The following is a 25,197-nucleotide window of genomic DNA, read 5'->3' on the forward strand; positions in this document are numbered from 1 at the left end:
CACCAACACCCCGCCTTGGGCTCTGCCGGCGAACAAGACCCAGAGTGGGTTCCTGACCCGGTCGATGAAGGGTGACGGCGGTACCGCCAACTTCTTCCGCTTCGAGGACAAGGCCGGCGCCGAGCAGATCATCATGCATGCCGAGCGCAACATGGATACCGAGATCGAGCTGGATGAGCGCCATGAGGTAGGCAACAACCGAGTGATCAAGGTAGGTGGAACGCACCATGAGGTAATCAAGCAAGACACGGTGGTGAACGTCACGAACGGTAGTTACACGCTGAAGGTGGACAACAACCTCATTCAGGTAAGCGCCATGGAAAGCATCCTGCTCGAGGTCGGCACCAGCAAGATCACGATCAAGCCAGACAAAATAACCATCGAAGCAGACAGCATCGACATTCTCGGCAAGAACACCTTTGTCAAAGGTGATCGTGTCGATATCAACGAGTAGGGCGAAGTGTGATTATCAAGGGCAATATCTACGACAGGCTCTCACAGAGGAGTGAAGCTGCCGAGGCGCTCGCTCGGCAGGACGCAGAGGAGGTGCGCATCGCAGCGGAAGCTGCGGTCGAGGTCCTGCGGCAGCCACCCGCGCTGGTCATGGATGCAGAGAACAATGCCTTGCGCATTGCAGGTTTGAATTTGCTCATGCCACAGGGTTTCGCTTTTCGCGATATCAATACCACGCTGGAGTTCGCGGGTTGTCATGTGCAATTTGACGCCCGTCGCCGGCGTGCACCTGAAGGGCTTGAACTCAATAAGGCGGTGGAGTTGTTTACCAACGAGCTGCGTAAAAGCCATTCAGAGATTGATTTGGTGCGCCAGGTCTCAACGGCATTGGCCGGCCACCCTGCCATCAGCCTTGACTACCAGTTCAATGTTGGCCAAGAGCGCCGTCACGGTCGCTCCGTTTGCACGATCATCGTTTCAGCGGACGGTAACGGGCGCGAGTGGTTCAGTGCCTCTACTGTGATCGACCCGAGTAAATCACAACTGGCTGACTGGCTGATCGCATTCGACGCGATGCTTGCCGGCATGACAGCCGAGTAATACTCAAACTCACATCACGATTTCATGGAATTTACAATCAATGGACTATCAACTGCAGGAAGGTTTTATCACGTTGCCGGAAGGTTTCCAAGATCGTACGGTCAATATGTTCGTACTGGGGAACAGCATTCCCGCACCTCTGAATATCACACTTTCGCGCGACAATCTACTTCCAGCAGAGGATATGAAAGCGTACATCGATCGCCAGGTTAAGTTGATTGCGGCCAAGCTTCGCGGCTACACCCTGTTGGGCAAAAAGCCGGCGCAACTCTCTGCCAGTAAGCCGCTCGCAGGTGTTCAGATCGATGCGTATTACTTGAATGATGGCCGGCCGTTGTATCAGCGTCAGGCTGCTTTCGAGGTTGCCCCAGGGCGTATTCTGGTGTTTTCCACCACCAGCCAGTCCGACTTTAGCAGCAAGCAGGACGAAAGTTGGTTGCAGTTGTTGATGAGCTTCGAGCCGCGCCATAGCACCGCAGAAACCTCCGATAACGCCGCTCAGGACTGACCTCATGTTCGAAGCTGCGCGTTGGGGTGACGAGATTGAACACACCGGTGCCCTGGCTGGTTTTCTTGCTGGGGCGGTGATTGGGTTGGCAATTGCCGCTGCAGGCGCTTTCTTTATCTGCACCGGTGGATTGGGTGGGTTCCTGCTGGCCATGATCGTTGGTCTGGGAGCAAGCGCCGTACCGATGATCGGCGAAAAGATAGGGTCATCATTCAAATCGCCAGCGGGGCAGATCGAGTTCGACGGTTGCTCTCCCAATGTATTCATCAACAAACGCAACGCTGCCCATGCCGAGCAGAGTATCGCCAAGTGTGACAAGCATCCGGCGACCGTGCTGGTAGCGGAAGGCTCGTCCAATGTGTTCATCAATGGTGTAGCTGCTGCGCGCAAGGGGGACGCGCTCACCTGCGGGGCGAAGATTGCCGGCGGGTCTAACAATGTGTTCATAGGTGGTGGCACTACACGCTACCTGCCTGTTGACGAAGAAGTGCCCGAATGGTTGCGCGTTACGGTGGACGTTTTGATGATCGTCGCATCCATGGGCAGAAACGTCGTTGCGGTTTACCGCCTGGGCCTGCAAGCGGGCCTCAAGGCAGCCGGCCCCTGTGCGCTGCAGACAGGCTTGACCATTGCAGCGAGCTACCTCGCAGGGCGCTTCATCATCGGCCCTGCGGTGGAGCGGGCTATCGGTGGCTTCACAGGCAACCCGGTCGACATGACCAACGGCCGCAAGCTTCTGGCCACTGAAACGGACTTCGTGTTGCCAGGCTTGATGCCTATTGAATGGTCTCGTTTCTATGCCAGTGACCTCACCGTGGAAAGTGCCCTGGGGCAGGGCTGGATTTTGCCCTGGGAACAAAGCCTGCGTCGTGGCGGCGGGTTCGTCTATCTGACCGACAACCAAGGTCGCAGTGTTCCGTTCATTGACCTGGAGCCAGGCGAGAGCATCTATAACCCCCATGAGCGTATTCATCTCGTGCGCTCCCAGGGCGGGCACTATCTTCTGCAAACGCTCGATAACGTATTTTTCTATTTTGGCGAGGTGCCAAATGATAATTCGCGCGCGCCTTTGCAGCGCCTGGAAAATGCGCTCGGGCATTATCTGCATTTCACCTACAGTGCCGATGGCCGCCTGACGGATATCACCGCACCAGGGGCGGTGCGTGTCCACCTGCACTACGACAACCCACTGGGCCGCCTGACCGATGTGAAGCGCGTGGTCGGTGATAGCGCCGTTGAAACGCTGGTGCGTTACCGTTACGACGACAATGGCCAGCTTACCGAAGTGATCAATCGCAACGGCGATTCGGTACGCCAGTTCGGCTATGCTGAAAAACTCATGACGCGGCACAGTAACGCCCTGGGCCTGATCTGCGAATACCGCTGGGAGACTCACGACGGCAAACCGCGCGTCGTCGAGCACTGGACCAGCGACGGCGAGCATTATCACTTCCGATACGACTTCGCCCAGCGGACCAGCTGGGCGACCGATGTGCTGGGCCGTGAACTGGTAATCCGTTACAACGAGGACAATCGCGTCATCGGCAGCCGTGACTTCGGCGGTGAATGCTATGGCATGGACTTCGACACCTCCGGCAATCTGGTCGGCATCAAGCTGCCTGATGGCAATCGCCTCGCCCTGAAGTACGACGAATTCTCCCGGCTGATCGAGGAAACCGACCCGCTGGGTCGCACGATCAGCTACAAGCACTACCGCACCACGCCACTCATCACCGAAACCCGCTTCCCCGACGGCAGCGTCTGGCAGGCGCGTTACGACGAAAAAGGCAACCTGGTTGCCGAGATTGACCCGCTGGGTAACAAGACCCGGTATCTCAACAGCGATGACGGCCTGCCGCACACGATCATCGATGCCAACTTCAAGTCCAAGTATCTGTGGTGGAATGCCTACGCGCAGGTCGAGCGCTTCGAGGACTGTTCGGGCAAAAGCACCTACTACCGCTACGACGAACGCCAGCACCTGGTTGCCGTTACCGATGCGTTGAACCAGACCACTACGCTGGAACGCAAGCCCGATGGTGAAGTGCTTCGTATCAATCATCCGGACGGCACTGCGGAAACCTTTACCTACAATACCCTTGGCCAGGTGCTGAAGCACACCGATGGAAAAGGCCAGACAACCTACCTGCAACGCACCTCGCGCGGCCTGCCCAGCAGTCGCCAGGATGCCAAGGGCGAGTGGATCCGCTACGAGTATGACAAGGCCCTGCGCCTGACCGCACTGGTCAACGAGAACGGCGCGGCCTACCGCTTTGCCTATGACGCGTCGGACCGCCTGAGCGAAGAGGTGCGGGTGGACAACCTGACCCGGCGCTTCAGTTACGACGCCGGTGGTCATCTGGTGCGCCTGGACGAAATTGGCTATGGCGAAAGCGGCGAACGTCCGGAGCGCCATACGCTGTTCGAGCGTGACGCCATTGGCCGCTTGATGGCCAAGGTCAATCGCGATGCCCGGCAAGATTTTGAGTATGACGAGGCTGACCGGTTACTGAGCATTCAGCGCCACCCAACAAGCGCGGGCAAGCAGTTGGGGATCACCGATGAAAAGCTGGGTTACCGCTACGACCTGCTGGGGCGACTGACCCAGGAACTGACCCCAAGTGGGGCACTGGACTATGAATACGATGCGCTTAGCAACCTGACCACGCTGACCCTGCCGGATGGCCGCAAGGTCAACCATCTTTATTACGGCAGTGGGCACCTGCACCAACTGAACCTGGATGGCCAGGTGATCAGCGACATGGAGCGCGATGATTTGCACCGCGAGGTGTACCGGACCCAGGGCAAGCTCACCAGTTGCTTTGGCTATGACGCCATGGGGCGCAAGGCCTGGCAGTTTGCGTCGACCTTGCCAGCGGACAAGCTCTCGCAAGTGCATAACACCGGCATTAACACCTCGTTGCTGGTCGAGCATGCCTACAACCCGATTCACCGCCGTTACCAGTACGACCCGGCGGGGGAGTTGGTGCGCACGTTGGACAAACTGCGTGGTGAGATCAAGTACGAGTACGAAGCCAACGGCCAGTTGCGCAGCCGTGATACCGGCTCGCTGGTGGGCAGCGAAGAGTTTCGTTATGACCCGGCAGCCAACCGGTTGGACTTCAATGCGTGGCAGTTTGCCAAGGTCAAGGACAACCGCATCAAACAGTGGCGGGATCAGGAGTACCGCTACGACCCGTGGGGCAACCTGATCGAGAAGCGCTCGGGGCACAGCAAGCTGCAGAGCTTCAGCTACGACTGCGAGAACCGGCTGGTGCGGGCGGAGATGTTGGTCAATGGCAAGCTGACAAGCCGAGGCGAGTACCGTTACGACAGCCTTGAGCGGCGGGTGGCCAAGCGGGCAGAGATCAATGATGAAGTCGAACAGAAGCGCTTTCTGTGGCAAGGCTTGCGGATGCTGCGGGAGGAAACGCCTGGGCAGAACATCCTGTACCTGTACGAGCCGGGTAGCTATGCGCCGTTGGCGCGGGTTGATCAGGTTGAAGGGGCAGGGGAGAAGGTCTATTACTTCCATACGGACCAGATTGGCACGCCGTTAAAGTTGATGGGTAGTGACGGTAAGATCGTTTGGCAGGCGACCTATCGCTAATGGGCTTCGGTAGAGCGGGGAGGAACTATTACGCCATCTCGTGGTACTGCGGCTAAGCTGAAAGTTGATACTAAAAGCATGCGCGGAAAATTGCTTGGTGGTAAAGGAGCTGTACATGATGCAATATTTGATTTCCTTAGATATAGGTGAATTATGAGTGCAGAGGATCGGTTGTGTTTTGAGGCCGCCTTGCTTAAAGAGCTGAAGATCGTTGCGTCTAAATTTGATGGTGTGGTGGCCGCAAAGAATAAACTAAAATTCAAATACAATAAAGGAAGTGTAGCTGAGCTTTTTTTTGATCATATCGCGCGTGTAGATTCTTATGTGCTTGCTGGGTTTGTTTCAGGGGGCGAGCTTTTCGAGTGCGCGTCAAAATTCACACCTCCTTACAGAAGTAATTTATTTAATGAGGGCTGTTTTTCGTTCATTTCGTCAGGTGAGCAGAGCAAACGATTCAGTGGGGATTTTGGCGGGGCTATAAAAACACCGGCTCCCGCTTTGGTAGAAGAAGTCTGCAGTCATATTCGGCTCGCTCTGGAAGAGTTCTATGTTCCCAAGATGTTAGCCGCTATAGTGCCGACTGATAGAATCATAGGTGATGTTGTTTCGTCTCCCGATGAATACTCATATCCTGCTGTCTTGCTACATTGTGCTGTTAAGTTTTGTGGCGTGGCTGTAAATGAAGTTGCAATAAAGGAAGCGATGACGTCAAAGAAAATTATAAAGGACAAGGCCTACGATAGCTCTCTGCTCGAAGGATTTTGTTAATGTATTGGATGTAGTCAAGTATACTGATTACATATTCAGCCAATAAAGCACGAACTGTTAATCTTTAAAGGCCAGGCTTCTCGCGGATAAATCCATGGGGCTATGATGTTGAGCTAAGCTTCGTGATTGAGCTATACATGGTCTACCATAATGGCGGAATGCCGCAACCCCCATAACTTATGGCATGTATTATTCAGGTAAGAAAATCCTTGAAGGTGTTTTTGCGAATTAATCTGTCTAAGGGAGAATTTAGCTATGAGTCCTCCTAGTGAATTAGTAGCTTTCATGAGGGAAATGAACTGCTGGGAGATTGAGTTCTTTGAGCAGCGCAAAATAAACCTGGCTCAGGGGGTAGACGATTCTCAACTGAAAGAAATTTATGCAAAAAAACTTGAAGAGATACTCGACAAATATGCCGTTAAAGATAAATATAACTATGGGCGACTTGTGGATCTTGGCTGCGCCAAGCCTGCCACTTATGATCCTGCGACTGATAAGTTAGAGGTTTTGGGAGTAGATGGAGAAACGATGGCAATCAAGGTGCAGCAAACTAAAGGTGCCGAAACCTGCGCCAAGATTTATTTGGTGGCTAAAGATGGAGTTTGGAAAATAAAGAAAAAAGAAGTTTTAAGTTTTGATGATAGATGGCGCCGTTCGCCGCTATAAAATTTCGTCTCATTGGTTTGGCAATAAGATCTAATTCTTTCTTTGCTGTAAGGATTTGCTTTTTTGACAATTAGTATTATGTAGTCGCTCGGAGAGAGATATCATCTTTTAGCGTATTCTTATTTTGTATGTGATCAGACTACCGTAACTGGCAGTATGCCTCGACCTTGCCGGCCGACAAGCTCTTGCAGGTGCACTATACCGGCATCAACACCTCTTTGCTGATCAAGCACGCCTACAACCCCATCCACCGCCGTTACCAGTACGACCCGGCCGGTGTACTAGTGCAAACCCTCTATAAGCTACGCGGCGAGATCAAGTACAAATCCAAAGCCAACAGCCAGTTGTGCAACCGCAGTACCGCCCGCTACCAGCTCGGTCTTGAACAAGCCGGTGCATTAGGCGACAGCCGCGAATTCCCCTTCTACCGAATCACTCTCGGCTGGGCATTTGGGGGCGGCCACCACCATGCATTTTTCGGCGCTGGCTCGTTGGCGCCAGATCTACATCGATATTCCAGTACTGCGCTCGCGCCTCACGACTTTGGCCATCTTCAGGTTGAGTGGAGGGCCCCGCATCGCGCAGCCCGGCTTTCACCCTATTTGTAATACCGAAGGGACTATCAAGCGCGTTCAAGCCAAAACATAAAGGAAATCAGTTGCTATCTTATTGCGGTTTCTCCCCCATACTTGCTTTGAGTCGGGCCAATGTAGGTGACTCTCCACCTGTCAACTCAATGCGAAACTCTGCAAACGCATGCTCGAGATCGGCATACTGCTGCAAGCCTTCTTCAGTGAACAGGTAGCGACCCGGGATGTCGCGCCATTCCATGGCGCAGTGGATCAGCTGTTGCTCTGCCGCATGCAGCAGTGGCTCTAGCTCTACGCTCAATTTCATGGCAGCGGGCTCCTGTGCCTTCAGGCTGTCGATCAGCAGGCGAAGCTTGACCGACTTCTGTTTGAGTTTTTCGGTGTTCATGTTCAGCCCTAGTTGGAAAGGGTGCCTATCAATTTTGGAGTGACCCATTCGCTACGATGAGGTGTGAGGTATTGCATTGCCGCACCGGTGGGTGAAATTGTGCCATTGAGCTCTGTGGTAGGAGCAACTTCACTCACAAAAACTTCGGTTTGCTGCAAGGCCGATCTGTCCAAAGGCGAACGCCCCGGCACGCCCGCCGCTCACCACCCCGCCACGCCGCCGTCGCCAGCCAGTACCTGACCCCGGGCGCGCAGCGCCTCGACCAGGAAAAAGGTCGCGCAGGGCGTTTCCACCAGGCCGGTACGCTGTGCATCAAGGCGATAGCGGTGGCCGATGAAGCAGCCGTGCCGCACCGACGTTGTCAGCAGCCCGGCTATCTGCCGGCAGGCCAGCTCGCACCAGGCATTACGCCCCGGCAGGCATTGCCATAGGCGCAGCAAGGCCACCGAGGCGATGGCGATGGCGCAAGGGTCGGCCTCGTCGGCGCCTGGGCGGCCGCTGGCGGCGGCGGCGCCCCAGCGCTGGGTCCAGTACTCGCAGGCCCGGCCTGCGGCCTCGGCGTATTCACCACCATAGCGACCTACGGCCTCGGCCAGCCCCAGCATCGCCCAGGCCTGCCCCCGTGCCCATTGGCCTGGCGCGGTACGCTGCCAGTTACCGCCTGGCAGCAACAGGGCCTGATTGGCCCAGGCGCCCGAGGGCTCGGACAAGCTGTTCAGGCAACGCTGCAGGTGTTGGCGTGCCAAGGCCCAATGGTCGGCGTCCGGGCTGGCATGCAGCAGGGCGAGGGTCGGGGCCAGTGCGTCGATGTCCAAGGTCCTGGCGCCAGGCTCGCCAGCCCCCAGCCCTGTGCCCAGCCACCAACCGCCCAACTGTGGATCGTAGTCCGCGGCCAGTGCCGCGGCCGCCTGGGTGGCCAGGCCACGCGCCTGCTCATCGCACGACTGGCGGGCGGCAAGGCCGGCGCCGTACCAGAACACGAAGCTGCGGTTGACACTCGGTTCGCCAAGCTGTGCGGCCAGCCGGGCGCTCCAGGTCCGTGCTTCGGCCACATCCACCGCATTGCCACTGGCCTGGGCGCGCCGCCACCAAAGCGCGGCCCAGAAGCCGCCCAGCCAGGAGCCGCGGCGCGACAGTTTCCAGGGCGAGTCCCGATCGACGCGGTACAACGGGAAATGGCCATCGCACTGCTGCGAGATGCGCGGCAGGGGCGCCAGCAGGGCTTCGATGATCGCCTCGCGTTTACGCTGTTCCGGCATCGGCGCAGCCCTCCGACACCTGCCGCGCCCGGTACAGGCTGCGGCATAGCCCGGCGCCCAGGCACAAGGCGATCATCAGCAGTGTCCAGCCCGCGGTGAAGCCGCCGGGCTGGCGCAGCAGCACGGCGAACAGCGGTGGGCCCAGTGCGATACCGCCAAAGAACCCCAGCGACAGCAGCCCGGCGCTACTGGCAACCCCGCCGAAGCGCGGTTCGCGCAGCAGCATGCTCATGGCCACCGCGTTGCTGGCGACCAGGCTCAGGCCCATTCCGACCACCGCCGCCCACAGGGGCCAGTGGCGCGCGGGCGTGGCCAGTTGCATCAACACGATCGTCGCCAGGGCGAACAGGAACAGGCCGCCCAGCAACACGGTTTCATCCCTGAAAGCCGCGCCCAACGGCGTGAGCAGCAGCCGTGAAAGCACACCGGTGACGCCGAACGCACTGATCATCAGGCCGATGCTCGCGGGCGTCACACCGAGGCTGCTGGCATGCACGCCAAAAAAGGTGATGAAGGCCGACAGGCACAGCCCGGCGCAGCCCTGGATGGCCATCAGCCGCAGCAGCCAGCCGTTGGGCCGCTGTACGCGTACGGGCGGTCGATGCGCCTGGGGCGCCGGGGCGATCTGCCGAGCGACCAGCAGCGCCAGCAGCAGCGCCAATGGCGCCCAGCAGCCCAGCGCCATGCGCCAGCCCAGGGCCTGGCTGAGCACCGGCAGGGCCAGGCCGGCGAGCAGCGCCGAGGCCTGCACCCCGGCCTGCTTGATGCCTACCAGGCTGGCGCGCGGTGCGTCCACCGCCTGGGCGATGGCCTGGTTGGTAGCCGGGTTGGCCAGCGCCTGGGCCACGCCGCAAAAGGCCAGGGCGATCACCAGCCCGGCGAAGCCCGGCAGCACCAGCACCAGGCTGAAGGACAGTGCCACCAGCATGAACAGCGCCTGCAAGCCACGGCGCGAGCCAATGCGCTGTACCAGCGCCCCGGCCCATGGCGAGAGCAGCGCCGCCAGGCCGAATGCGCTGGTGGTCAGCCAGCCCAGTTGCTCACGGTCCAGCCCCAGCGCTTGAATCAGTTGCGGGCCGAGTACACCCAGCGCATAGAACACCATCATCGGCAGGCCCATGGCGCAGGTGAGCAGGGCGGCCAGCGGAACATGCCGCTTCATGGGGCCTCCTTGGCAGGCGAAGGAACGGAAGGGGTCAGCACGTCGAAGGCGCGGCCGGGGCGCGTGGCCTGGAGCAGGTCGCGCCCCAGGGTGCTGATCAGCGCGTCGTCGGTGCCGTCGAGAATGTGCGTGGTGCGGGCGCCGCGGTAGATGCCCGACAGCGGCGACAGCTCGCTCAGGCCCTCGGCGCCCATTATCTGGATCGCCGAATCCACGGCCAGCGACAGCGCATCGGAGGCCGCCAGCTTGGCCAGGTTGACTTCGATGGCGCTGGCCTGGCCGCGATCGAAGGTGGCCGCTGCCTCGCGCAGCAGGCCCCGGGCCGCGGCGATCTCGCGGTAACAGCGGTATACCCGGGCACGTACCAGTTGCTTGTCGGCGAGCCGTGCCTGCGCGCCGCGGGCCGAGTGCACCCGCGCGCACAGATCGTCGAAGCAGCGCCGGGCCAGGCCCAGCCAGTGGGCGGCGCGCAACAGGCGGCCGAGGCCCAGGCGTTGCTGCATCAGCATCAGGCCCTGGCCTGGCGCGCCCAGCACCTGGTCAGGCTCCACCCGCACCCCCTCCAGGTGCAGCTCGCCCTGGCCCTGCTGACGACCTAGCAGCGCCAGTGGCCGCACAAAACGAAAGCCTGGGCTGTTGCAGGGCACCACCAGCATCGACAGGCCGGTCTGCAACGGGCCCTCGTCGGTGCGGGCGATGACGGTGGCGAAATCTGCCCGCTCGGCACGGCAGATGAACCACTTGCGCGCCGTCAGCCGCCAGTGGTCGCCTTGCCATTGGGCGCGGCTGTTCAGGGTGGCCGGGATCGAGCCGATGCTGTCGGGCTCGGACATGGCATAGCAGGGCACTTGCTCGCCGCGCACCAGCGGCAGGTACACGCGCTCGCGCAGGCTTGGGTTGGCGTGGCGTGCCAGCATGTGGCAGTCCAGTGTGGCGTCGCAGCCGAGAATCGCCGGCGCGAACTCGCTGCGGCCTTCTTCGGCGGCCACCTCCAGGTAGTCGCTCAGGCGCGCGAGGCGACCGCCGTCGGCCACGGGGTAGAAATTGCCGAATACCCCGGCGGCCTTGGCCTGCGTCTGCAGTTCGGCGCTCAGCCGCGCCGCCGCCGCGTCGCAGCGGCCCAGCTCGGCCTCACGGGGCAAAATCTGCCGCTCGACGAAGTGGCGTACCCGTTGCGCCAGTTCAATGACGTGCTCGTTGGCCATGGCTCAGCCCACCTGCCGCACGGGCTCGCCCAGCCCGGCTGCGTCGGCGGCCAAGGCACGCTTGTCGACCTTGCCGGCCGGTGTCAGTGGCAGGTGGCGATAAAAGCGCAGGTATTCCGGCAGCTTGTTCACTTCCAGCCCCTGTTCGCGCAGGAACCCGGTGATGTCCTGCAGGGCGAAGCGCGGGGCGCCGTCGCGCAGGGTCACGCACAGGCATACGCGCTGGCCCAGGTCCGGGTCGGGCACCGGCACGCAGGCCACGCTCACCACGTCCGGGTGGGCCATGGCCAGGCCTTCGATCTGCACCGGGCTGATGTTGGCGCCGCCGCGGATGATGATGTCCTTCTTGCGCCCGGCGAGCTTGAGGTAGCCGGCCGCGTCGATGAACCCCAGATCGCCGGTGCGCACCCAACCCTCGGCGTCGCGATAGCGCTCGTCCAGCTCAGGCGCATTGACGTACTGCATCGGGCTCAGCGGCCCGCGTGCCGTGATTTCACCCACGCTGCCTTGGGGCACTTCGCGGCCCAGGTCGTCGACGATACGTATTTCGCAGACCGCCGGGTTGGGCTTGCCCACGCTGCCCAGCACCGCTTCCAGCGGGTCGTCCAGGGTGTTGTGGCAGTTCACCCCGTCGGCCGAGCCATACAGGCTGATGAAACCGCAGCCGAACGCTTCGCTGCAGCGCAGCACGGTGGCCTGGTCGATCACCGAACCGCCGCAGATCAGCCCGCGCAGGCTGGAGGTGTCGATCTGCGCCAGGGCCGGGTCGGCGGCGATGCGTTGCAGCATGGTCGGCACGCCAAGGATGAAGGTTGGGCGCAGGCGCGCGATGGCCTTGATCGCCTCGCCCACGTCGAAGCGCGGCAGTACCACCAGCGAGCCGCCCAGCCAGCTGAGCACGCCGAAGGTGGCGGTAGAGCCGAACGAGGACCCCAGCGGGACCAGGTACAGGCCGCGGAATTCGGCGCCGTCATCGCTGATGCGCTGCAGGAAGCGCCCCCGGCCACCGATCAGTGCGTTGTGCGAATACGCCACCAGCTTGGGCTCGGACTCGGTACCGGAAGACACCAGCAGGCGTACTGGCGAGTCCGGGCATACCCGCGGCAGGCTGGTGCTGTCGATCGGCGCATGCTCGAACAGGGCGTCTAGGGTCGACCAGCCTGCACGCGGTGCGCCGTCTACGATCAGCACGCGCAACGAGAGCAGGGTGGGGCGTAGCGACTCGATGACCTCGCACAGGTCGATGTCGGCATACGTGGCCGGTACGATGACCGCCCGGGCATCGCAGCGGCGCACCAGCGCCTGGATGTCGAGCTTGCCGCGCCCCGGCGGGAAAGGCGCGACAATGGCGCCCAGGGCCGCCACGGCCAGGTCGATGGCGCAGCAGCGCCAGCTGTTGCTCAGTTGGTAGGCCACCACGTCGCCGGCAACGATGCCTGACTGGCGCAGGCTGCCGGCCAGGCGCAGGGCTGCGCCAAGCAGTTCGGCATAGCTCACGTCGCCCTCGGGGGACAGCACCGCCGGCTTGGCCGGCGTTTCCCGGGCGCGTTCGCGGAACAGGTCGAACACGTCGCGGTTGGGGTAGCTGCCGTCTTCGCGCCAGCGGCGACGGGCAGCCTGGGGTACCAGGTCGATGATGCCGGCAGTGTTCATGTGAAACTCCAGGGTGATTGAACGGATCGGTAGGCGCGCTGACCGAAGCAGTCGGCCAGGCGTGGGTCGTTGGCCAGGCACGCCAGGTCCTGATGCACCTGGCTGGCGGCAATGCCAGCCTGCTGGCAGCGCGTCTGCCAGTGGCGGGCGTCGGCGCTGGCCAGGCGCCGGGGCAGCTCTGCGGGGGTGCAGGTGCCGCCCAGCAGTTGCCCCAGCGCTTGCCACTGCTGGCGTGTCTGGCAGTCCAGTGCGAGCAGGCCGTCGCCGGTCTCGAACACCCCTTGCAGCAGGCTGGGCGGGGTGCTGTTGCAGGGGGTGGCCAGCAGCAGGTCGGCGGCGCCCAGCAGCGAGCTGTGTACCTGGTTGCCGCGCCCGTGCAGGCTGCGGTCGAGCAGCGCGGCGCAGATGCCTTGCGCGCTGATCACACCACCCAGGACGTCGAGCGCGGTGAACAGCGTGCCGCCACGTGTGCCACTGGCGCGGGCGATGCGCTCGGCGACGCCGGACCACGCCTGCACGGTGAAGTCGGTGCCGGGCGCCGATACCGAGGCATCGCCCCAGCCACCGGCGTAGGCATGCACCAGGCCCGGCCGGGCAAGCTGCAGGTCGGCGGCATCCAGACCCAGCTCGGCGGCCTTGCCAGGCGCCCAGTTGTGCAGGAACACGTCGGCGTCCGCGCACAGGGCGTGGATCTCGGCGCGACCTGCAGCGGACTTGATATCCACTTCGCGTACCGTCTTCAGGTGATTGAGCGCGTCGAAGCGCACCGAGCAGCCATCGGCGCAGGGCGGCATGTGCCGCAGGGGGTCGCCGCCTGGCGGCTCCAGGCGGATCACCTCGGCACCTAGCAGGGCCAGCAGGTGCCCGGCCAGCGGCCCCTGGATACGGCGGCATGACTCCAGCACGCGCAGGCCTTGCAACGGTAGCGCGGCTGGGCGCGGGGCTGGCCGCAGCGGTGCCTGCGGGCCGGGTGTCAGCCGCCAGGGGGTGTGCAGGCTGGCCGGGTAGTCGGCATCGGCCTGGCGCTGCGCCGGGCTGCGCAGTACCACCAGCGCTACCCCGCTGGCCCGCGCCTGCTGCCGGATCTGCGCCAGCGGCAGGCGCGCCAGTGCGTCCAGGCATTCGGCCGGCATCGGCGCCACGGCCTTAGCATAGCGCAGCAGAAAGTGCTGCCAGGCTTTGCCGGCCAGGCTGTCGGGCAAGCCGAGGGCGTGCCAGAAGTGGCGCCAGGGCTGGCTGTCGAGGGTTTCCAGTTCGAAGGCCGTGCCTTCCAGGGAAACGAACGGCGGGCGGGCAAGCGCGTCGTCCTGCCCCGGCAGCAGCCGTTCGGCGTCTTCCGGTGCGGTTGCGCCAGCCAGGTACTGGCCGATACTCAGCAGGCCGCCGCGCAGCGGGTCCAGGCTTACCTGGGTGAACTGCCCGCCGCGCAGTTGGCCGACGGCAGCAGCCAGGCTGGCCTGCCAGGCGAGGGCGGCGTTGAGGGCGGCCAGGTAATCCACGCCCAGTGCTTGCGGGCGCCCGCTGGCACGGCCGTGCACCGACATCAGGCCGCAGGCAGCTTGCTGTATGAACTCGCTGGTGCTCTCCAGGGGCAGACCTGGCGGTGCAACGAACCGCATGTGAACGGGGTGCAGATCAGCGTGGGCCAACTGCAGCGCGGCCCCTTCGGCCAGGCCGTCGAGGGCACGCAGGCCAAGGCACTGGCCGTGGTGTTGCAGGGCGCGGCTCAGGCCCTGCCAGCCGGGCAGGGAGGGGCCGCTGCGCCAGCCGAGGCTGGCGTCATCTAGCATACGGGACATGGCGGATCTCGCGGACAGGTTACGGGCGAGCAGGCTTCGCGGGCGGGCCCGCGAAGCGGTGAGCGGTGGGTCAGCCGCCGGCCACGGCGGGCAGTACGGTCAGCTGGTCACCGGGGCGGATAGGCGTGGCCAGGCCGTCGGCGAAGCGGATGTCGTCGTCGTTGACGTAGATGTTGACGAAACGGTGCACCTGGTCGTCTTTCACCAAGCGGGCCTTGATGCCGGGGTAGCGGCTGTCCAGGTGCTCGATGATGTGGCGCACGGTATCGCCTTGGGCCTGGACCTGCTTCTGGCCGTCGGTGAGTGGGCGCAGCAGGGTGGGGACGATCACGGAAACCGACATGCTTTTCTCCTTGTGGTACACGTTGTGCCGGGGGCCGGCAAGGGTCAGGGCTGGACGCACAGGGGCTCTTCGAACACCCGTCCGTCGATGATGCGAAAGCTGCGCGCGGCGTGCCGCGCCTCGCCCCAGGTCGAGACGATCAGGTAATGCACCTGGGGGTCGCTGGCCAGGGCGATATCCTCGCGGCTTGGCCAGGCTTCGCTGGCGGTGTGCGAGTGGTAGATCACCCGGCAGTCTTCGTCGCGCTGATCCAGCTCACGCCAGACCTGCAACTGCTCGCGCGGATCGAAGCTGAACCAGGTGGGGCTGGCGGCCTGGTTGCGCATCGGTACCACCCTGTGTGCAAGCGGCTCGCCGCTGGCGGCGGCAATCAGCCCACAGGCCTCGATGGGATGCGCGGCCTGGGCCAGGTGCCTTACCTGTTCCAGGGCCTGAGCGGTGATGCGCAGAACCATGCGGGCGCCCTCAATAGCTCGGCAGGGCCGGTTCCACTTCGCGCACCCACGCCAGCACGCCGCCTTGCAGGTCACGCACCCTGCCGTGGCCGAGCCGTTGCAGGTCGCCGGCCACGGCTTTGGAGCGCATGCCCGACTTGCAGGTGATCACCAGGTCGGTGTCGTGGCCGTAGCGCTCGACGATCTGCGTCGCCACCTGCGCAGACTTGAGCATGAGCACCGCGCCGTCGATGCGCACGATGTCCCATTCGGTCGGCTCGCGCACGTCGATGATCACCGGCGCGCGTCCGGCATCCTGCAGCGACTTGAGCTGCACCGCGCTGATCTGCGGCACGGGCGCTGCATCACTGGCAGCGGGTCGGTCCAGCCCGCACAACGCCTGGTAGTCGCCCAGGGCGGTGACCGGCTGGCGCTGCGGCAAACGGCGCAAGGGCAGCTCGCGGTAGCTCATCTGCAACGCGTCGTAGACCATCAGGCGGCCCAGCAGTGGCTCGCCGATGCCGGTCAGCAGCTTGATCGCTTCGGTAGCCATGATCGAGGCGATGGCCGCGCACAGCACGCCGAGCACGCCACCTTCGGCGCAGGAAGGCGCCAGCTCCGGCGGCGGTGGCTCCGGGTAGAGGTCGCGGTAGTTCAAGCCGCGACCGCCCGGGGCATTCTCCCAGAACACCGACGCCTGGCCTTCGAAGCGGAAGATCGAGCCCCATACGTAGGGCTTGTCGGCCAGGATGCAGGCGTCGTTGACCAGGTAGCGGGTGGCGAAGTTGTCGGTGCCGTCGAGGATCAGGTCGTAGCCGCTGAACAGCTCCACGGCCATGTCCGCCTCAAGGCGTTCGGTATGGGTGTGCACCTTGACCAGCGGGTTGAGGCGGGCAATGGCCTGGCGAGCGCTCTCGGCCTTGAGCTCGCCGAGGGTGTCGACGCTGTGAATCACCTGGCGTTGCAGGTTGGACTCGTCGACCCGGTCGAAGTCGATCACGCCCAGGGTGCCGATGCCGGCTGCGGCGAGGTAGAGCAGGGTCGGCGAGCCCAGCCCGCCGGCGCCGATCACCATCACCCTGGCGTTCTTCAGGCGGCGCTGGCCGAGTACGCCGATGTCGGGAATCAACAGGTGACGGCTGTAGCGGTTCACTTCTTCGCGGCTGAGCTCGGCTGCGGGCTCGACCAGAGGCGGTAAGGTCATATCGCTTTCTTCCATTCAGTAGATACGAACTGGAACCATTTTCAATTGTGTGAGCCGCCGGTTCAATCCGCCGAGCGGCCCGATTCGTATGGCAAAGCGCGGTAAAACTATGGGTTTTGTCGGCGGGGCGGTGGCAGGGCGCAAAGGGGCTGCGTGGCAGCCCCCGTGGCTCACGACTGGAACGTGGCCAAGTCCTCGCAGACGCTGGCGAAGGCGCTCAGAAAGCATTCGGCTTCCTCGCGCGTGAGCACCAGCGGCGGCTGGATACGCATCACCCGGTTGTTGTTGGCGGTAACGAAGGTGAGCACGCCATGTTCCTCGGACAGCTTGGTCATGAAGCGCAGCACGAACATGTCTTCCAGGTTCTGCTCCAATGCCTGGGCGGCGGCCTCCAGGTGCGCGCGGGCAGCGCCCGACAGCATGCGGTAGGTGGCCATGGCCTGGCCCGGTATGCGCCCGGCCAGTTCCTTGACCAATGCCTGCACGCCGCCGCGCATGTCCTGGTGAAACTCGATCGCCAGCATCAGCCCGCGGCCGCGCACCGCCACCAGGAACGGGTAGCGGTCCACCAGGCGCTGCAAGCCGGCCTGCAGAAACGCCCCCACTTCGGCGGCATTGGCACACAGGCCGTCCTGCTCCAGCACATCCAGTGCCGCCAGGGCCGCGGCGGCAGCGAAGTTACCGCCACCGAAGGTCGAGGTGTGCAGGGCGAAGCTGTCGATATCGCCATAGGCACGTTCCCACACGGCGTCGCGCGACAACGTGGCACCGATTGGCACCAGGCCGCCGGACAGCGACTTGGAAAGCACCATGATGTCCGGCGCGGTATTGTCCCACTCACAAGCGAACAGCTTGCCGGTGCGGCCCAGGCCGGTCTGGATCTCGTCCAGTATCCACAGGCAGTCGAACTCATCGCACAGCGCACGAACCCCAGCCAGGTAGCCGGGCGGTGGCAGGATCACGCCGCCTTCGCCCTGGATCGGCTCGACGATGAAGGCAGCCACGTCGCCTTGCTCCAGGCGCCTGCGCAACGCGTGCAGGTCGCCGAAGGGCAGGCTGTCGCAGCGCGGCAGCAGGGGCTCGAAGGGGGTGCGGTGCTTGGCCCGGCCGGTCACCGACAGCGCGCCCAGGGTCTTGCCGTGGTAGCCGTTGTCGCAGTAGACCACGCTGCGCTTGTCGCTGGCGGCCAGGGCCAGTTTCAGCGCCGCCTCCACCGCCTCGGTTCCGGAGTTGCTGAAGAAGACCCGGTTCAGCCCACCGGGTGCCAGTGCCGCCAGGCGCTGGGCCAGCAGGCTGGCGTGCAATGGCGCCGAGAGGTACTGGATGAAGGTGGGAAATTGCGCTTGCAGGTAGCCTTGCAAGGCCTGGCTGATGGCCGGGTGATTGTGGCCTGTGTTGAGGCAGCCGTAGCCGGCGACGAAGTCGAGGAAGCGTCGGCCGTCCAGGTCGGTGAGCCAGCAGCCCTGGCCCTGGCTGAACACCCGCTCGATGTGGTTGAACCGGTAGAACTCCCGCAGCACCGGGTTGATGTGCTCGGCGAAGCTGTTGAGCACTTCGTGGCGCAAGGCCAGGGGCTCGTCGGTCGCGTCGCTGGCGCGTAGCGCACGGCGCGGGTGGTGGTGGCGGTGCAGGCGGTCGAAGGCCTCGCTGGCGAGCACTTCGCCGTCATGGCTCATGGGCGAAGGGCTGAAGCCGTGACGCTCGGCGATGCGGCCGATCTCCAGCACCTTGTGCACCGGCAACTCACGGCCCAGGGAGAATGGCTCGGCGCGGCCCTCCAGCGCCAGGATCATGGTTTCGGCCAGGCAGCCATTGAGGCTGCGCTTGGGCTCCAGGCCCAGGCTGCGCAGCCCCAGGTGCACGGCGGGGCTGGCGGAGACCAGGCCGGCGTCCACCAGCAGGATGTCGCGGCGCTGGTGGGGCACGTCCATCACGTCCTTGGGCAAGGCGGCATCCAGCACCACCGAGCCTGGCAGCAGCCGGCGTGGGTCGATCAGGCCGCCGCTGGAGGTGGCGGCTACATAGAAGCGCACCTGGGCGTAACAGTCTTCAAGGTTGTCGTGCAGGGTGACCTGGGCGTGGTACTGGCTGGGCAGGTATTCCAGGTGCGCCTGGGCCTGCTGGGCGTTGCCCCGGTGCACCAGGCGCAGCCGGCAGCCCTGTTCGGCCAGCAACCGCGCCACGGCCAGGGCGATCGACCCGGGGTAGCCGAGTACCGCCACTTCGGCGTCCGCTGCGGCGATGCCCAGCAGGCGCAGGCTGTCCATCAGGTTGGCGTAGGCGGCGAAGGCGGTCAGCGAGTTGCCGGTGGTAACCGCCACCTCGGCCTGCTGCATGGTCGCCACGCCGCGGTTGCCGACGATCGCGGTAAAGCCGCCCAGGCCCACCAGTTCGGCGCCTTCGGCCTTGAGCGCGGCCACGCCCTGCAGCACCCGTTCGGCAATCGCGCGCGGCTGGCGCAGCATCTGCTCGGCGGTCAGCGGCATGAACTGCAGCATTCCCGAGCACTCGGCGCCACAGGCGCTGACGATGCGCCCGAAATCGATGAACGGCACCAGGTTGCGCTGCTGCCAGCGCTCGGCCTGGTAACCCCAGGCCTGTTCTTCCAGGGTGCGGTCGAGCATGTCCACCAGCTTGACCTGATGCAGCAGGCCAGTGGAGGTGGGGTGGGCAATGAATCCGAATTTCATCAGCAGTTTTCCATGTTCAGGCGGCTCCAGGCGGTTTCCGAGACCAGGCTCAAGCCATCGCCCTCGGAGTTGTGGCCCAGCCATACGTCGAAGAAGTTCAGGCGCCCCGGCGCAGTCAGCGCCTGGCGCAGGGTGTCGGGGCAGAACTGCAGCAGGCGGGCGCGGCAGACACGCAGCGGGCCGAACGCGCGCTCTTCCCACAGCGGCCCCTCGGCCAGCGGCACGTTGACCTGGCTGGCGCCGTGGCAGGCATAGCGTTTGTCCAGGTAGGTCTGGATCATCGACAGCACGCCGTTGGCCAGGTACATCACCGTGACGTTGCGCTGGCCGGCATCGGCGCTGCTGGCCAGGCTCATCGCCAGGCGCTGCTCGATGTCCGGCACCAGGGCGCGGGCACCGTCGCCAATGAACGCCAGCACATGGCGCTCGTCGTTCAGGGCTATGTAGGGCAGCGACATCAGCGCATCGCCCATCAGCGCCCGGCCGTACCAACCGGAGAAGCCGGCGTCGGTACGGGGCAGGTTACGCAGGGCCGACAGGCTGCAACGGCCCACGTCGTAGACACCGGTGTAGCGGTAGCCATCGCGCTCGATCAGCTCGCCAAGCAACTGGCCGAGGCGGTGAAAGAAGTAGTTCGGCGTCATCGGCAGGGTTTCGATCTGGTCGCTGGGCAGCACTTCGCGGGTGCGCTGCAACCTTTGCAGCCGCTCTCGGCGGGTGCGCAGCAGCGCGGCCGGTACGGCCAGGTGCGGCTCCAGGTAGTCGAGCACCCTGTTCAGGGCCAGCGGCACTGGCAGCTCGCAAAATGGCGCGATATGGCCGGGCTGGTGGTTGACCTGGGCAATGTGGAACAGCCTGGGCAGGCGACCTTCCGAGTAGGGCGTCGCGGACTGGTCGATCTTGCTTTTGACGAACATCAGCCAGGGTTTGCCCGGCTCGTTGTCGGTGCCTTCGAGAAACGCGTGCACGCGGCGGCTGAATCCGTACATCGACAGCGGCCCGAGGTAATTGGGCACCGGCTCCTGGTCCTGATAGGCGCATACGCTACCGGGCGCGACAATGCTGTCGGCCAGCGCGATGCCAGCGCGGCGCGCCAGTTCGACCACCCGCTGGCGCTCGTCGGCAGCCAGCCGTCCGCATTGCCAGAGCAGGCGCGAAGGCGTGTGGTTGATTACCTCCAGCAACTGCTCCAGCGCCGCCAATTCCGGTGCCGTAAGCGCCTGCTGCGTGGCGGCGGCGGGCATGGGCGGGGGCGGGCCTTCCAGCTGCGCGCGGGATTCGAGCACCGCCTGGGTGGCAAACAGGAAGGTCGGCGCCGGGCGTTGGTCAAGGGCAGCGAAGGCCTGTTCGACACAGGCCGCGGCTTCATCCGGGCGGCGCACGAAGCGCTGCCACAGGCCGCGGGCGGCGATGACCTGATGGCCATCGTTGTCGGCGTCCAGGGTGCCCTGGAAGGCGAACCAGACCGATTCCGGCGAGTCGGCGCACACCACCAGGCCCGGCGCACCGGCGCGCTTGAGGTTGGCCAGGGTGCCGCGCATCTCGTCAAGCATGCCCGAGGTCATCACGATCACGTAGGCCCGTTGGTACAGCTGCCAGCCGGCCAGGGCGCTGACGGCCAGGGCGTGCTCGTTGCAGGCGCTGTGGAAACCGCAGGCGGTTGGCCGCAGCAGCTCGCCCAGCGAGTCGAGCAGGCCGGCGACCATGGAGCCGGTAAAGAAATGGCAATCCCAGGCCTGGCCCCAGCGTTGGGTCATGCGCTGCTGGATGTCGCGGGCCAGGCTCACCGGCTCAGCCGATTGCAGGGTGGTGCGTGCCAGCAAGCGGTTGCAGTAGGCGTGCTCGAGGTGGTCGACGAACAGGCGCAGCAGGTCGGCGCGGCGCAGCGCGCGGTCTTCGTGGGGCACGCGCAGCAGGCGGTTACCGCCCAGGCGGGTCAGCCAGTGCTGCAGGTGCTGCGCATCGCACAGCAGCACGGCGCTGCTGGGCGAGCGGCGGGCTTCGGGCTGGGTGTCGAGCAGGGCGCCCAAGGGGTCGTGCTCGGGTTGCGCTTGCAGGTCACGGGTGTCCAGCAGCACGTGGTCGCAGGGGCAGGCGGTGGCCAGCGCCGCCTGGGCCTGGGCAAGGTCGTCGAAGGCCAGCAGTTGCAGGGCCAGCGCCCCTGGCTTGGCCTGTTGGCGCAGGTAGGCTTCGGCCTGGCCGGCGACCTGGCGGTACAGGCTCTGCAACTGGGCGTCGGGCCAATGCTGGCTGGCGTGCGGGGTCTCATGCCCCAGCCAGTGGTTGAGCCGGTCGAGCACGGCGCTGACGTCGGCCCGTAGCGCCCGATCGCGGCTGATCAGGCAGATGCCGTAGCGGTGTGGCTTCATGGTTTGCCCTCAAGGGTGATGGAAGCGGTGCCTGGGGCGGCGTCGCCGGGGGGGCGCAACAGGGCGTCGGTGCTGCGGGCGATGCTGTGGCGCACCCGCCACGCCAGCACCAGCGCCAGCGCCAGGCCAGCGCCCAGGCTGGCCAACAGGCCGCCATAGCCCAGGCGGTCGAGCAGCAGGCCGGCGAGCACCGGTGCGGCCAGACGGGTGACCACGAACAGGCTCGACTGCAGGCCATAGTCGCTGGCGCTGCGTTGCTGGCGGCTGAAGAACAGGGTCAGGCCGAACATCAGCGCCGACACCGCCCCCATGGCCAAGGCCAGCAGTAATGCACCGGCGATCAGCCAGGGCTGGCCCAGCCGCAGCCACACCGCCAGGCCCAGCACCCCCAAGGCCAGCAGCGCCGCCAGCAGGTACAGGACAATCGCCCGTGCCGTGCCCAGCAGCGGAATCAGGCGCCCGCCCACCAGGCTGGCAAATGCGCCCAGCGTGCCCCCGGCAATGCCCACCAGCCAGGCCACCTGCTCCAGGGCCATGCCCTGGTCGAGCAGCAGGGGTTTAAGGTACAGCCAGGCCGCCCCGATGAACGGGAAGGCGCTGAGCAGCAACCAGGTCCACTGGCGTGCCGCCGGCTGGCCGAAAAAGCCGGCCCAATCGGCCACCAGGCCCGGTGCCATGGCTGCCGGTGTGGGCACGCTCGGCAGGCGCCTGGCTACGAGCAGCAGCGCCAGCACCCCCAGCGCCAATGCCGCGCCCATGATCACGAACGGCGCCTGCCAGCCCAGGCGCGACTGCACCAGCAACATCGCGCCGCCGCCCACGATCGCACCCACGAACAAGGCCGCGGCGCGGATGCTGCCGGCACGCACCTGTTCGTGGCGCGGCAGCCATTGCACCGCCAGGGCATTGAGTGGGATGTCCATCCAGGTGGCGACGATGCTGATGGCGAAGGTCATGGCGAACAGCGCCAGGCGCTGTTCGATGAGGTTGTCGCGGGCGATCAGCGCGTACAGCACGATCAGCACGCCACCGAGCAACGCCAGCCAGCGCGGCAACGGCGAGCGCCCCAGGCGCACCCGCTGCACCGGCACGGCCATGAGGAACTTGAACACTGCCGGCAACCCGGCCAGCTGGAACAGACCGATCTCGGTCCCGCTCCAGCCGTATTGGCGCATGACCAGCGGCAGGCCGAACATCAGGTAGATGCTCGGCACCGCCAAGGCCAGGTTTAGCCAGCCGAACAGCAGTTGCAGGGCGATGACAGGGGGGCGGGTCATGGTGTCACTCCTTGGCCTTGCGGGCGATGACTGCCGTTACCGGCGTTAGTGGGTAACGCACGCCATCGACCTGCTCTACACCACGCCAGCCGCTGTCGCGCAGCAGCTGCGCCAGCTCGCCCTCGGCGAGTACGTGGCGGCCTTGCAGGCGCATGTGCAGGTAGTAGGGCAGCACCTGGGCCGCGACCTGACGGGCCTGGGGCACTTCAGCCTGGCAGCACACCAGCAGGCCACCGGGCGCGAGCGCCGCGTGCAGGCGCTGCAAGGTGGCCGGCAGGTCGTCGACGAAGTGCAGCACCGACGAGCACCAGATCAGGTCGTAGCCGCTGCCTATGTCGTCGCTGTTCAGGTCTGCGCCGCGCGCGCTCAGCCGGGCGCCCAGGCCGGCGGCGGCGATATTGTCGGCGGCCACCTGTGCCGTCTCGGGGTATTCGAGGACCACGCCGCTGAGCGCCGGCAGTTGCCGGGCCAGGGCGATGGCCACCAGGCCCGGCCCGCCACCGAGGTCGAGCAGGCGTTGCAGGCGTGGGTACTCCGGCAGGCTGGCCAGCAAGGCACAGGCGCTGTCGCAGGTGACCGCTCGTTGTTCCTGGGCGATCTGCAAGCGCGCGGCATTGGCCCACCCCTGGTCGAGCTGGGCGGTACTCGGCGCCTGGCGCGGCATGCCCGTGCGCAGGTAGCCGTCCAGTTGTGCGCCGGTTTCCCGCAGCACGCGGTGGCGGAACATCAAGGCATCGCCGCAGTACTGGACCGCGTCGCTGCGCAGGTGGCAGTCGGCCAGCGGGCTATTGCGGTAGCGCGCCGGGCGCTGAGCATGGCGTTCGAGCAGGTCCAGGCTCCACAGCAGTTCGAGGAAGTAGTCGGCGCTCTCGGCATGCCAGTCCAGGGCCTGCGCTACCTGGGCGGGGGCGAGGTATTGCTGCAGGCGATCGAACAGGCCGTGTGCCAGCGCCAGTTGCAAGGCGTCGGCCGCCAGCCCTCCCAGTTGCAGGTCCCAACAGGCTTGCAAGGGGTGGGTGGCGGTGGGGTGCGGGTCGCGGGGGCGGGGTGCAAGTCGGGTCACGGTAACTTCCTGTAGTTGTCGCGTGTGTGGCCGTTGCGGGCCCACGGATAAGGAACGAAACGGGGCATGGCCGAATCAGCTCAAAGGGTGGTATATATTAAATAAGAATCATTCACATAAAATATGCGAGCCGGAGCCGTTTCTATGCGGTGCGACGGCCGCAGATCCTCAGGGATGTCTTCATGAACACGAGCAACGCCACCTGCCGCCTGGGCCTGGACCAGCCCCGGCACCGTTCGCTGAGCGCCGACGGGCGCCTGCGCCTGCAACTGGACGAAGCCTACGGGCAGTGCCACACCGACCTGCTGCAACTGGAGCAAGGCCTGTCGCTGGGGCGCCTGCATTACCACCCCACACGCCCGCTGGTGGAGGAGACCTGCGGGCCGCATGACGGCCACGTGATGGTGGTGACGGTGGGGCTGCAGGGAAAATCCGGCTTCATCGGCCAGGACGGCAGCAGCCTGGCGTTCGAGGCGGGGCACACCACCATCACCGCCTTCCGTGCCACGCCTGGCGAGCGCCGTTACCAGGCCAATGAAACCGCTTCGCAACTGCGCGTGGTGATCGACCACGCGACGCTGTGCAAGTACGTGGGCGAGGCACGGGCCACTGAAGTGCTGGGCAGTGGCCGGTTGCACCGCCTGGATTTCCGACCCAGCTCCCAGGCCGCCCAAGCCCATGCCGCCGCGCTGGTGCGCTACCTGCAACCGGGCGGTCTGGACCCGGCCCACCGGCTGGACCTGCATATCCACACCCTCAGCTTGCTGGCCGAGCAGTTCAACCTGCTGGCGCCGCCGCCCAGCACCGCTGCGGCCTTGAGTACCAGCGACGTGCAGCGTATCGAGCGGGCGCGCAACCTGTTGTGCGAGCAACTGGACAAGCCGTTGACCGTGGATTACCTGGCCACGGCGGTGGGCATGAACGAACACAAGCTCAAGGAGGGGTTCCGTTACCTGTTCGACACCACACCGGCACGCATGCTGCTGGAGTTGCGCATGCGCAAGGCCATGACCTTGCTGGAGGCCGGGCAACAGGTGGCGCAGGCGGCGTGGCAGGTGGGGTACAAATACCCGAACAACTTCACCGTGGCGTTCACCCGCTATTTTGGCCGGTCACCGAAGTCGATCTTCGGGCGCAAGCGCTGAGCCCGGTCAGG

The 25,197-nt window shown here is 64.6% G+C and carries 20 protein-coding genes and 1 pseudogene; 8 read left to right on the plus strand and 13 right to left on the minus strand.

Annotated features, from left to right (window positions below; all coding sequences use genetic code 11):
- From B3361_RS17225 to B3361_RS24135, 7 genes and pseudogenes are all read left to right on the plus strand, one after another.
- Nucleotides 1-454: bacteriophage T4 gp5 trimerisation domain-containing protein (locus tag B3361_RS17225; RefSeq protein ID WP_414703924.1), on the plus strand; the 454-nt coding region annotated here is incomplete at its 5' end.
- Between the two features lie 8 nt (nt 455-462).
- Nucleotides 463-1,053 carry a hypothetical protein gene (locus B3361_RS17230; protein ID WP_082414709.1) on the plus strand — a complete coding sequence of 197 codons (591 nt, stop codon included), beginning with the start codon at nt 463-465 and terminating at the stop codon, nt 1,051-1,053.
- A 40-nt stretch (nt 1,054-1,093) separates the two neighbouring features.
- Nucleotides 1,094-1,561 carry a DcrB-related protein gene (locus tag B3361_RS17235; protein WP_054905675.1) on the plus strand — a complete coding sequence of 156 codons (468 nt, stop codon included), beginning with the start codon at nt 1,094-1,096 and terminating at the stop codon, nt 1,559-1,561.
- A 4-nt stretch (nt 1,562-1,565) separates the two neighbouring features.
- Entirely contained in the window at nt 1,566-5,171 is a 3,606-nt protein-coding gene (locus tag B3361_RS17240; RefSeq protein ID WP_286920286.1) for a DUF6531 domain-containing protein, read from the plus strand.
- 153 nt (nt 5,172-5,324) lie between these two features.
- On the plus strand, nt 5,325-5,939 hold the full coding sequence (locus B3361_RS17245) for a hypothetical protein (protein ID WP_154211028.1): 615 nt from the start codon (nt 5,325-5,327) through the stop codon (nt 5,937-5,939).
- Between the two features lie 255 nt (nt 5,940-6,194).
- Nucleotides 6,195-6,605, plus strand: a complete 411-nt coding sequence (locus tag B3361_RS17250) for an NTF2 fold immunity protein (RefSeq protein WP_238783906.1) — start codon at nt 6,195-6,197, stop codon at nt 6,603-6,605.
- Between the two features lie 149 nt (nt 6,606-6,754).
- Nucleotides 6,755-7,030, plus strand: a pseudogene (locus B3361_RS24135) (hypothetical protein); the annotation flags it as partial.
- 241 nt (nt 7,031-7,271) lie between these two features.
- On the opposite strand, the gene B3361_RS17260 reads toward B3361_RS24135, so the two are convergent.
- The 13 genes from B3361_RS17260 to B3361_RS17320 all read right to left on the minus strand — a co-directional run bounded on the left by B3361_RS17260 (nt 7,272) and on the right by B3361_RS17320 (nt 24,041).
- The gene (locus B3361_RS17260) at nt 7,272-7,583 is read right to left on the minus strand and encodes a hypothetical protein (RefSeq protein WP_054905695.1); all 312 of its coding nucleotides are present in this window, start codon (nt 7,581-7,583) and stop codon (nt 7,272-7,274) included.
- A 200-nt stretch (nt 7,584-7,783) separates the two neighbouring features.
- Entirely contained in the window at nt 7,784-8,842 is a 1,059-nt protein-coding gene (locus B3361_RS17265) for a glucuronyl hydrolase (protein WP_182336563.1), read from the minus strand.
- Complete coding sequence (locus B3361_RS17270; RefSeq protein ID WP_154211030.1) at nt 8,826-10,004, minus strand: CynX/NimT family MFS transporter; 1,179 nt, start codon at nt 10,002-10,004, stop codon at nt 8,826-8,828. Before B3361_RS17270 ends, B3361_RS17265 begins: the two co-directional genes overlap by 17 nt.
- Nucleotides 10,001-11,209: an acyl-CoA dehydrogenase family protein gene (locus tag B3361_RS17275; protein WP_054905681.1), complete on the minus strand. Its 1,209-nt coding sequence runs from the start codon at nt 11,207-11,209 to the stop codon at nt 10,001-10,003. The genes B3361_RS17270 and B3361_RS17275 overlap by 4 nt, the downstream gene beginning before the upstream one ends.
- A 3-nt stretch (nt 11,210-11,212) precedes the next feature.
- Nucleotides 11,213-12,862: a class I adenylate-forming enzyme family protein gene (locus tag B3361_RS17280; RefSeq protein WP_054905682.1), complete on the minus strand. Its 1,650-nt coding sequence runs from the start codon at nt 12,860-12,862 to the stop codon at nt 11,213-11,215.
- Nucleotides 12,859-14,661: a CoA transferase gene (locus tag B3361_RS17285; protein ID WP_154211031.1), complete on the minus strand. Its 1,803-nt coding sequence runs from the start codon at nt 14,659-14,661 to the stop codon at nt 12,859-12,861. Before B3361_RS17285 ends, B3361_RS17280 begins: the two co-directional genes overlap by 4 nt.
- 70 nt (nt 14,662-14,731) lie before the next feature.
- Nucleotides 14,732-15,004 (minus strand): MoaD/ThiS family protein, encoded by a 273-nt coding sequence (locus B3361_RS17290; protein ID WP_009681732.1) that lies wholly within the window; start codon nt 15,002-15,004, stop codon nt 14,732-14,734.
- 44 nt (nt 15,005-15,048) lie between these two features.
- Nucleotides 15,049-15,459: a Mov34/MPN/PAD-1 family protein gene (locus tag B3361_RS17295; RefSeq protein WP_009681733.1), complete on the minus strand. Its 411-nt coding sequence runs from the start codon at nt 15,457-15,459 to the stop codon at nt 15,049-15,051.
- Between the two features lie 10 nt (nt 15,460-15,469).
- Nucleotides 15,470-16,642, minus strand: coding sequence for a molybdopterin-synthase adenylyltransferase MoeB (gene moeB / locus B3361_RS17300; RefSeq protein ID WP_286920288.1), 1,173 nt, complete (start codon nt 16,640-16,642; stop codon nt 15,470-15,472).
- A 170-nt stretch (nt 16,643-16,812) separates the two neighbouring features.
- Nucleotides 16,813-19,332: an aminotransferase class III-fold pyridoxal phosphate-dependent enzyme gene (locus B3361_RS17305; RefSeq protein ID WP_154211032.1), complete on the minus strand. Its 2,520-nt coding sequence runs from the start codon at nt 19,330-19,332 to the stop codon at nt 16,813-16,815.
- Nucleotides 19,332-21,701 carry a thiamine pyrophosphate-binding protein gene (locus B3361_RS17310; RefSeq protein WP_054905686.1) on the minus strand — a complete coding sequence of 790 codons (2,370 nt, stop codon included), beginning with the start codon at nt 21,699-21,701 and terminating at the stop codon, nt 19,332-19,334. Before B3361_RS17310 ends, B3361_RS17305 begins: the two co-directional genes overlap by 1 nt.
- The gene (locus tag B3361_RS17315) at nt 21,698-22,978 is read right to left on the minus strand and encodes an MFS transporter (RefSeq protein WP_054905687.1); all 1,281 of its coding nucleotides are present in this window, start codon (nt 22,976-22,978) and stop codon (nt 21,698-21,700) included. Before B3361_RS17315 ends, B3361_RS17310 begins: the two co-directional genes overlap by 4 nt.
- Nucleotides 22,979-22,982: 4 nt before the next feature.
- Nucleotides 22,983-24,041, minus strand: a complete 1,059-nt coding sequence (locus B3361_RS17320) for a class I SAM-dependent methyltransferase (protein WP_182336559.1) — start codon at nt 24,039-24,041, stop codon at nt 22,983-22,985.
- 182 nt (nt 24,042-24,223) lie between these two features.
- Here B3361_RS17320 and B3361_RS17325 point away from each other — a divergent pair, with 182 nt between their 5' ends.
- Nucleotides 24,224-25,186, plus strand: coding sequence for a helix-turn-helix domain-containing protein (locus tag B3361_RS17325; RefSeq protein WP_009681743.1), 963 nt, complete (start codon nt 24,224-24,226; stop codon nt 25,184-25,186).
- Nucleotides 25,187-25,197 lie beyond the last annotated feature (11 nt).

It is taken from the genome of Pseudomonas sp. UBA6699, from assembly GCF_002454615.1.
Taxonomy (GTDB): domain Bacteria; phylum Pseudomonadota; class Gammaproteobacteria; order Pseudomonadales; family Pseudomonadaceae; genus Aquipseudomonas; species Aquipseudomonas juntendi.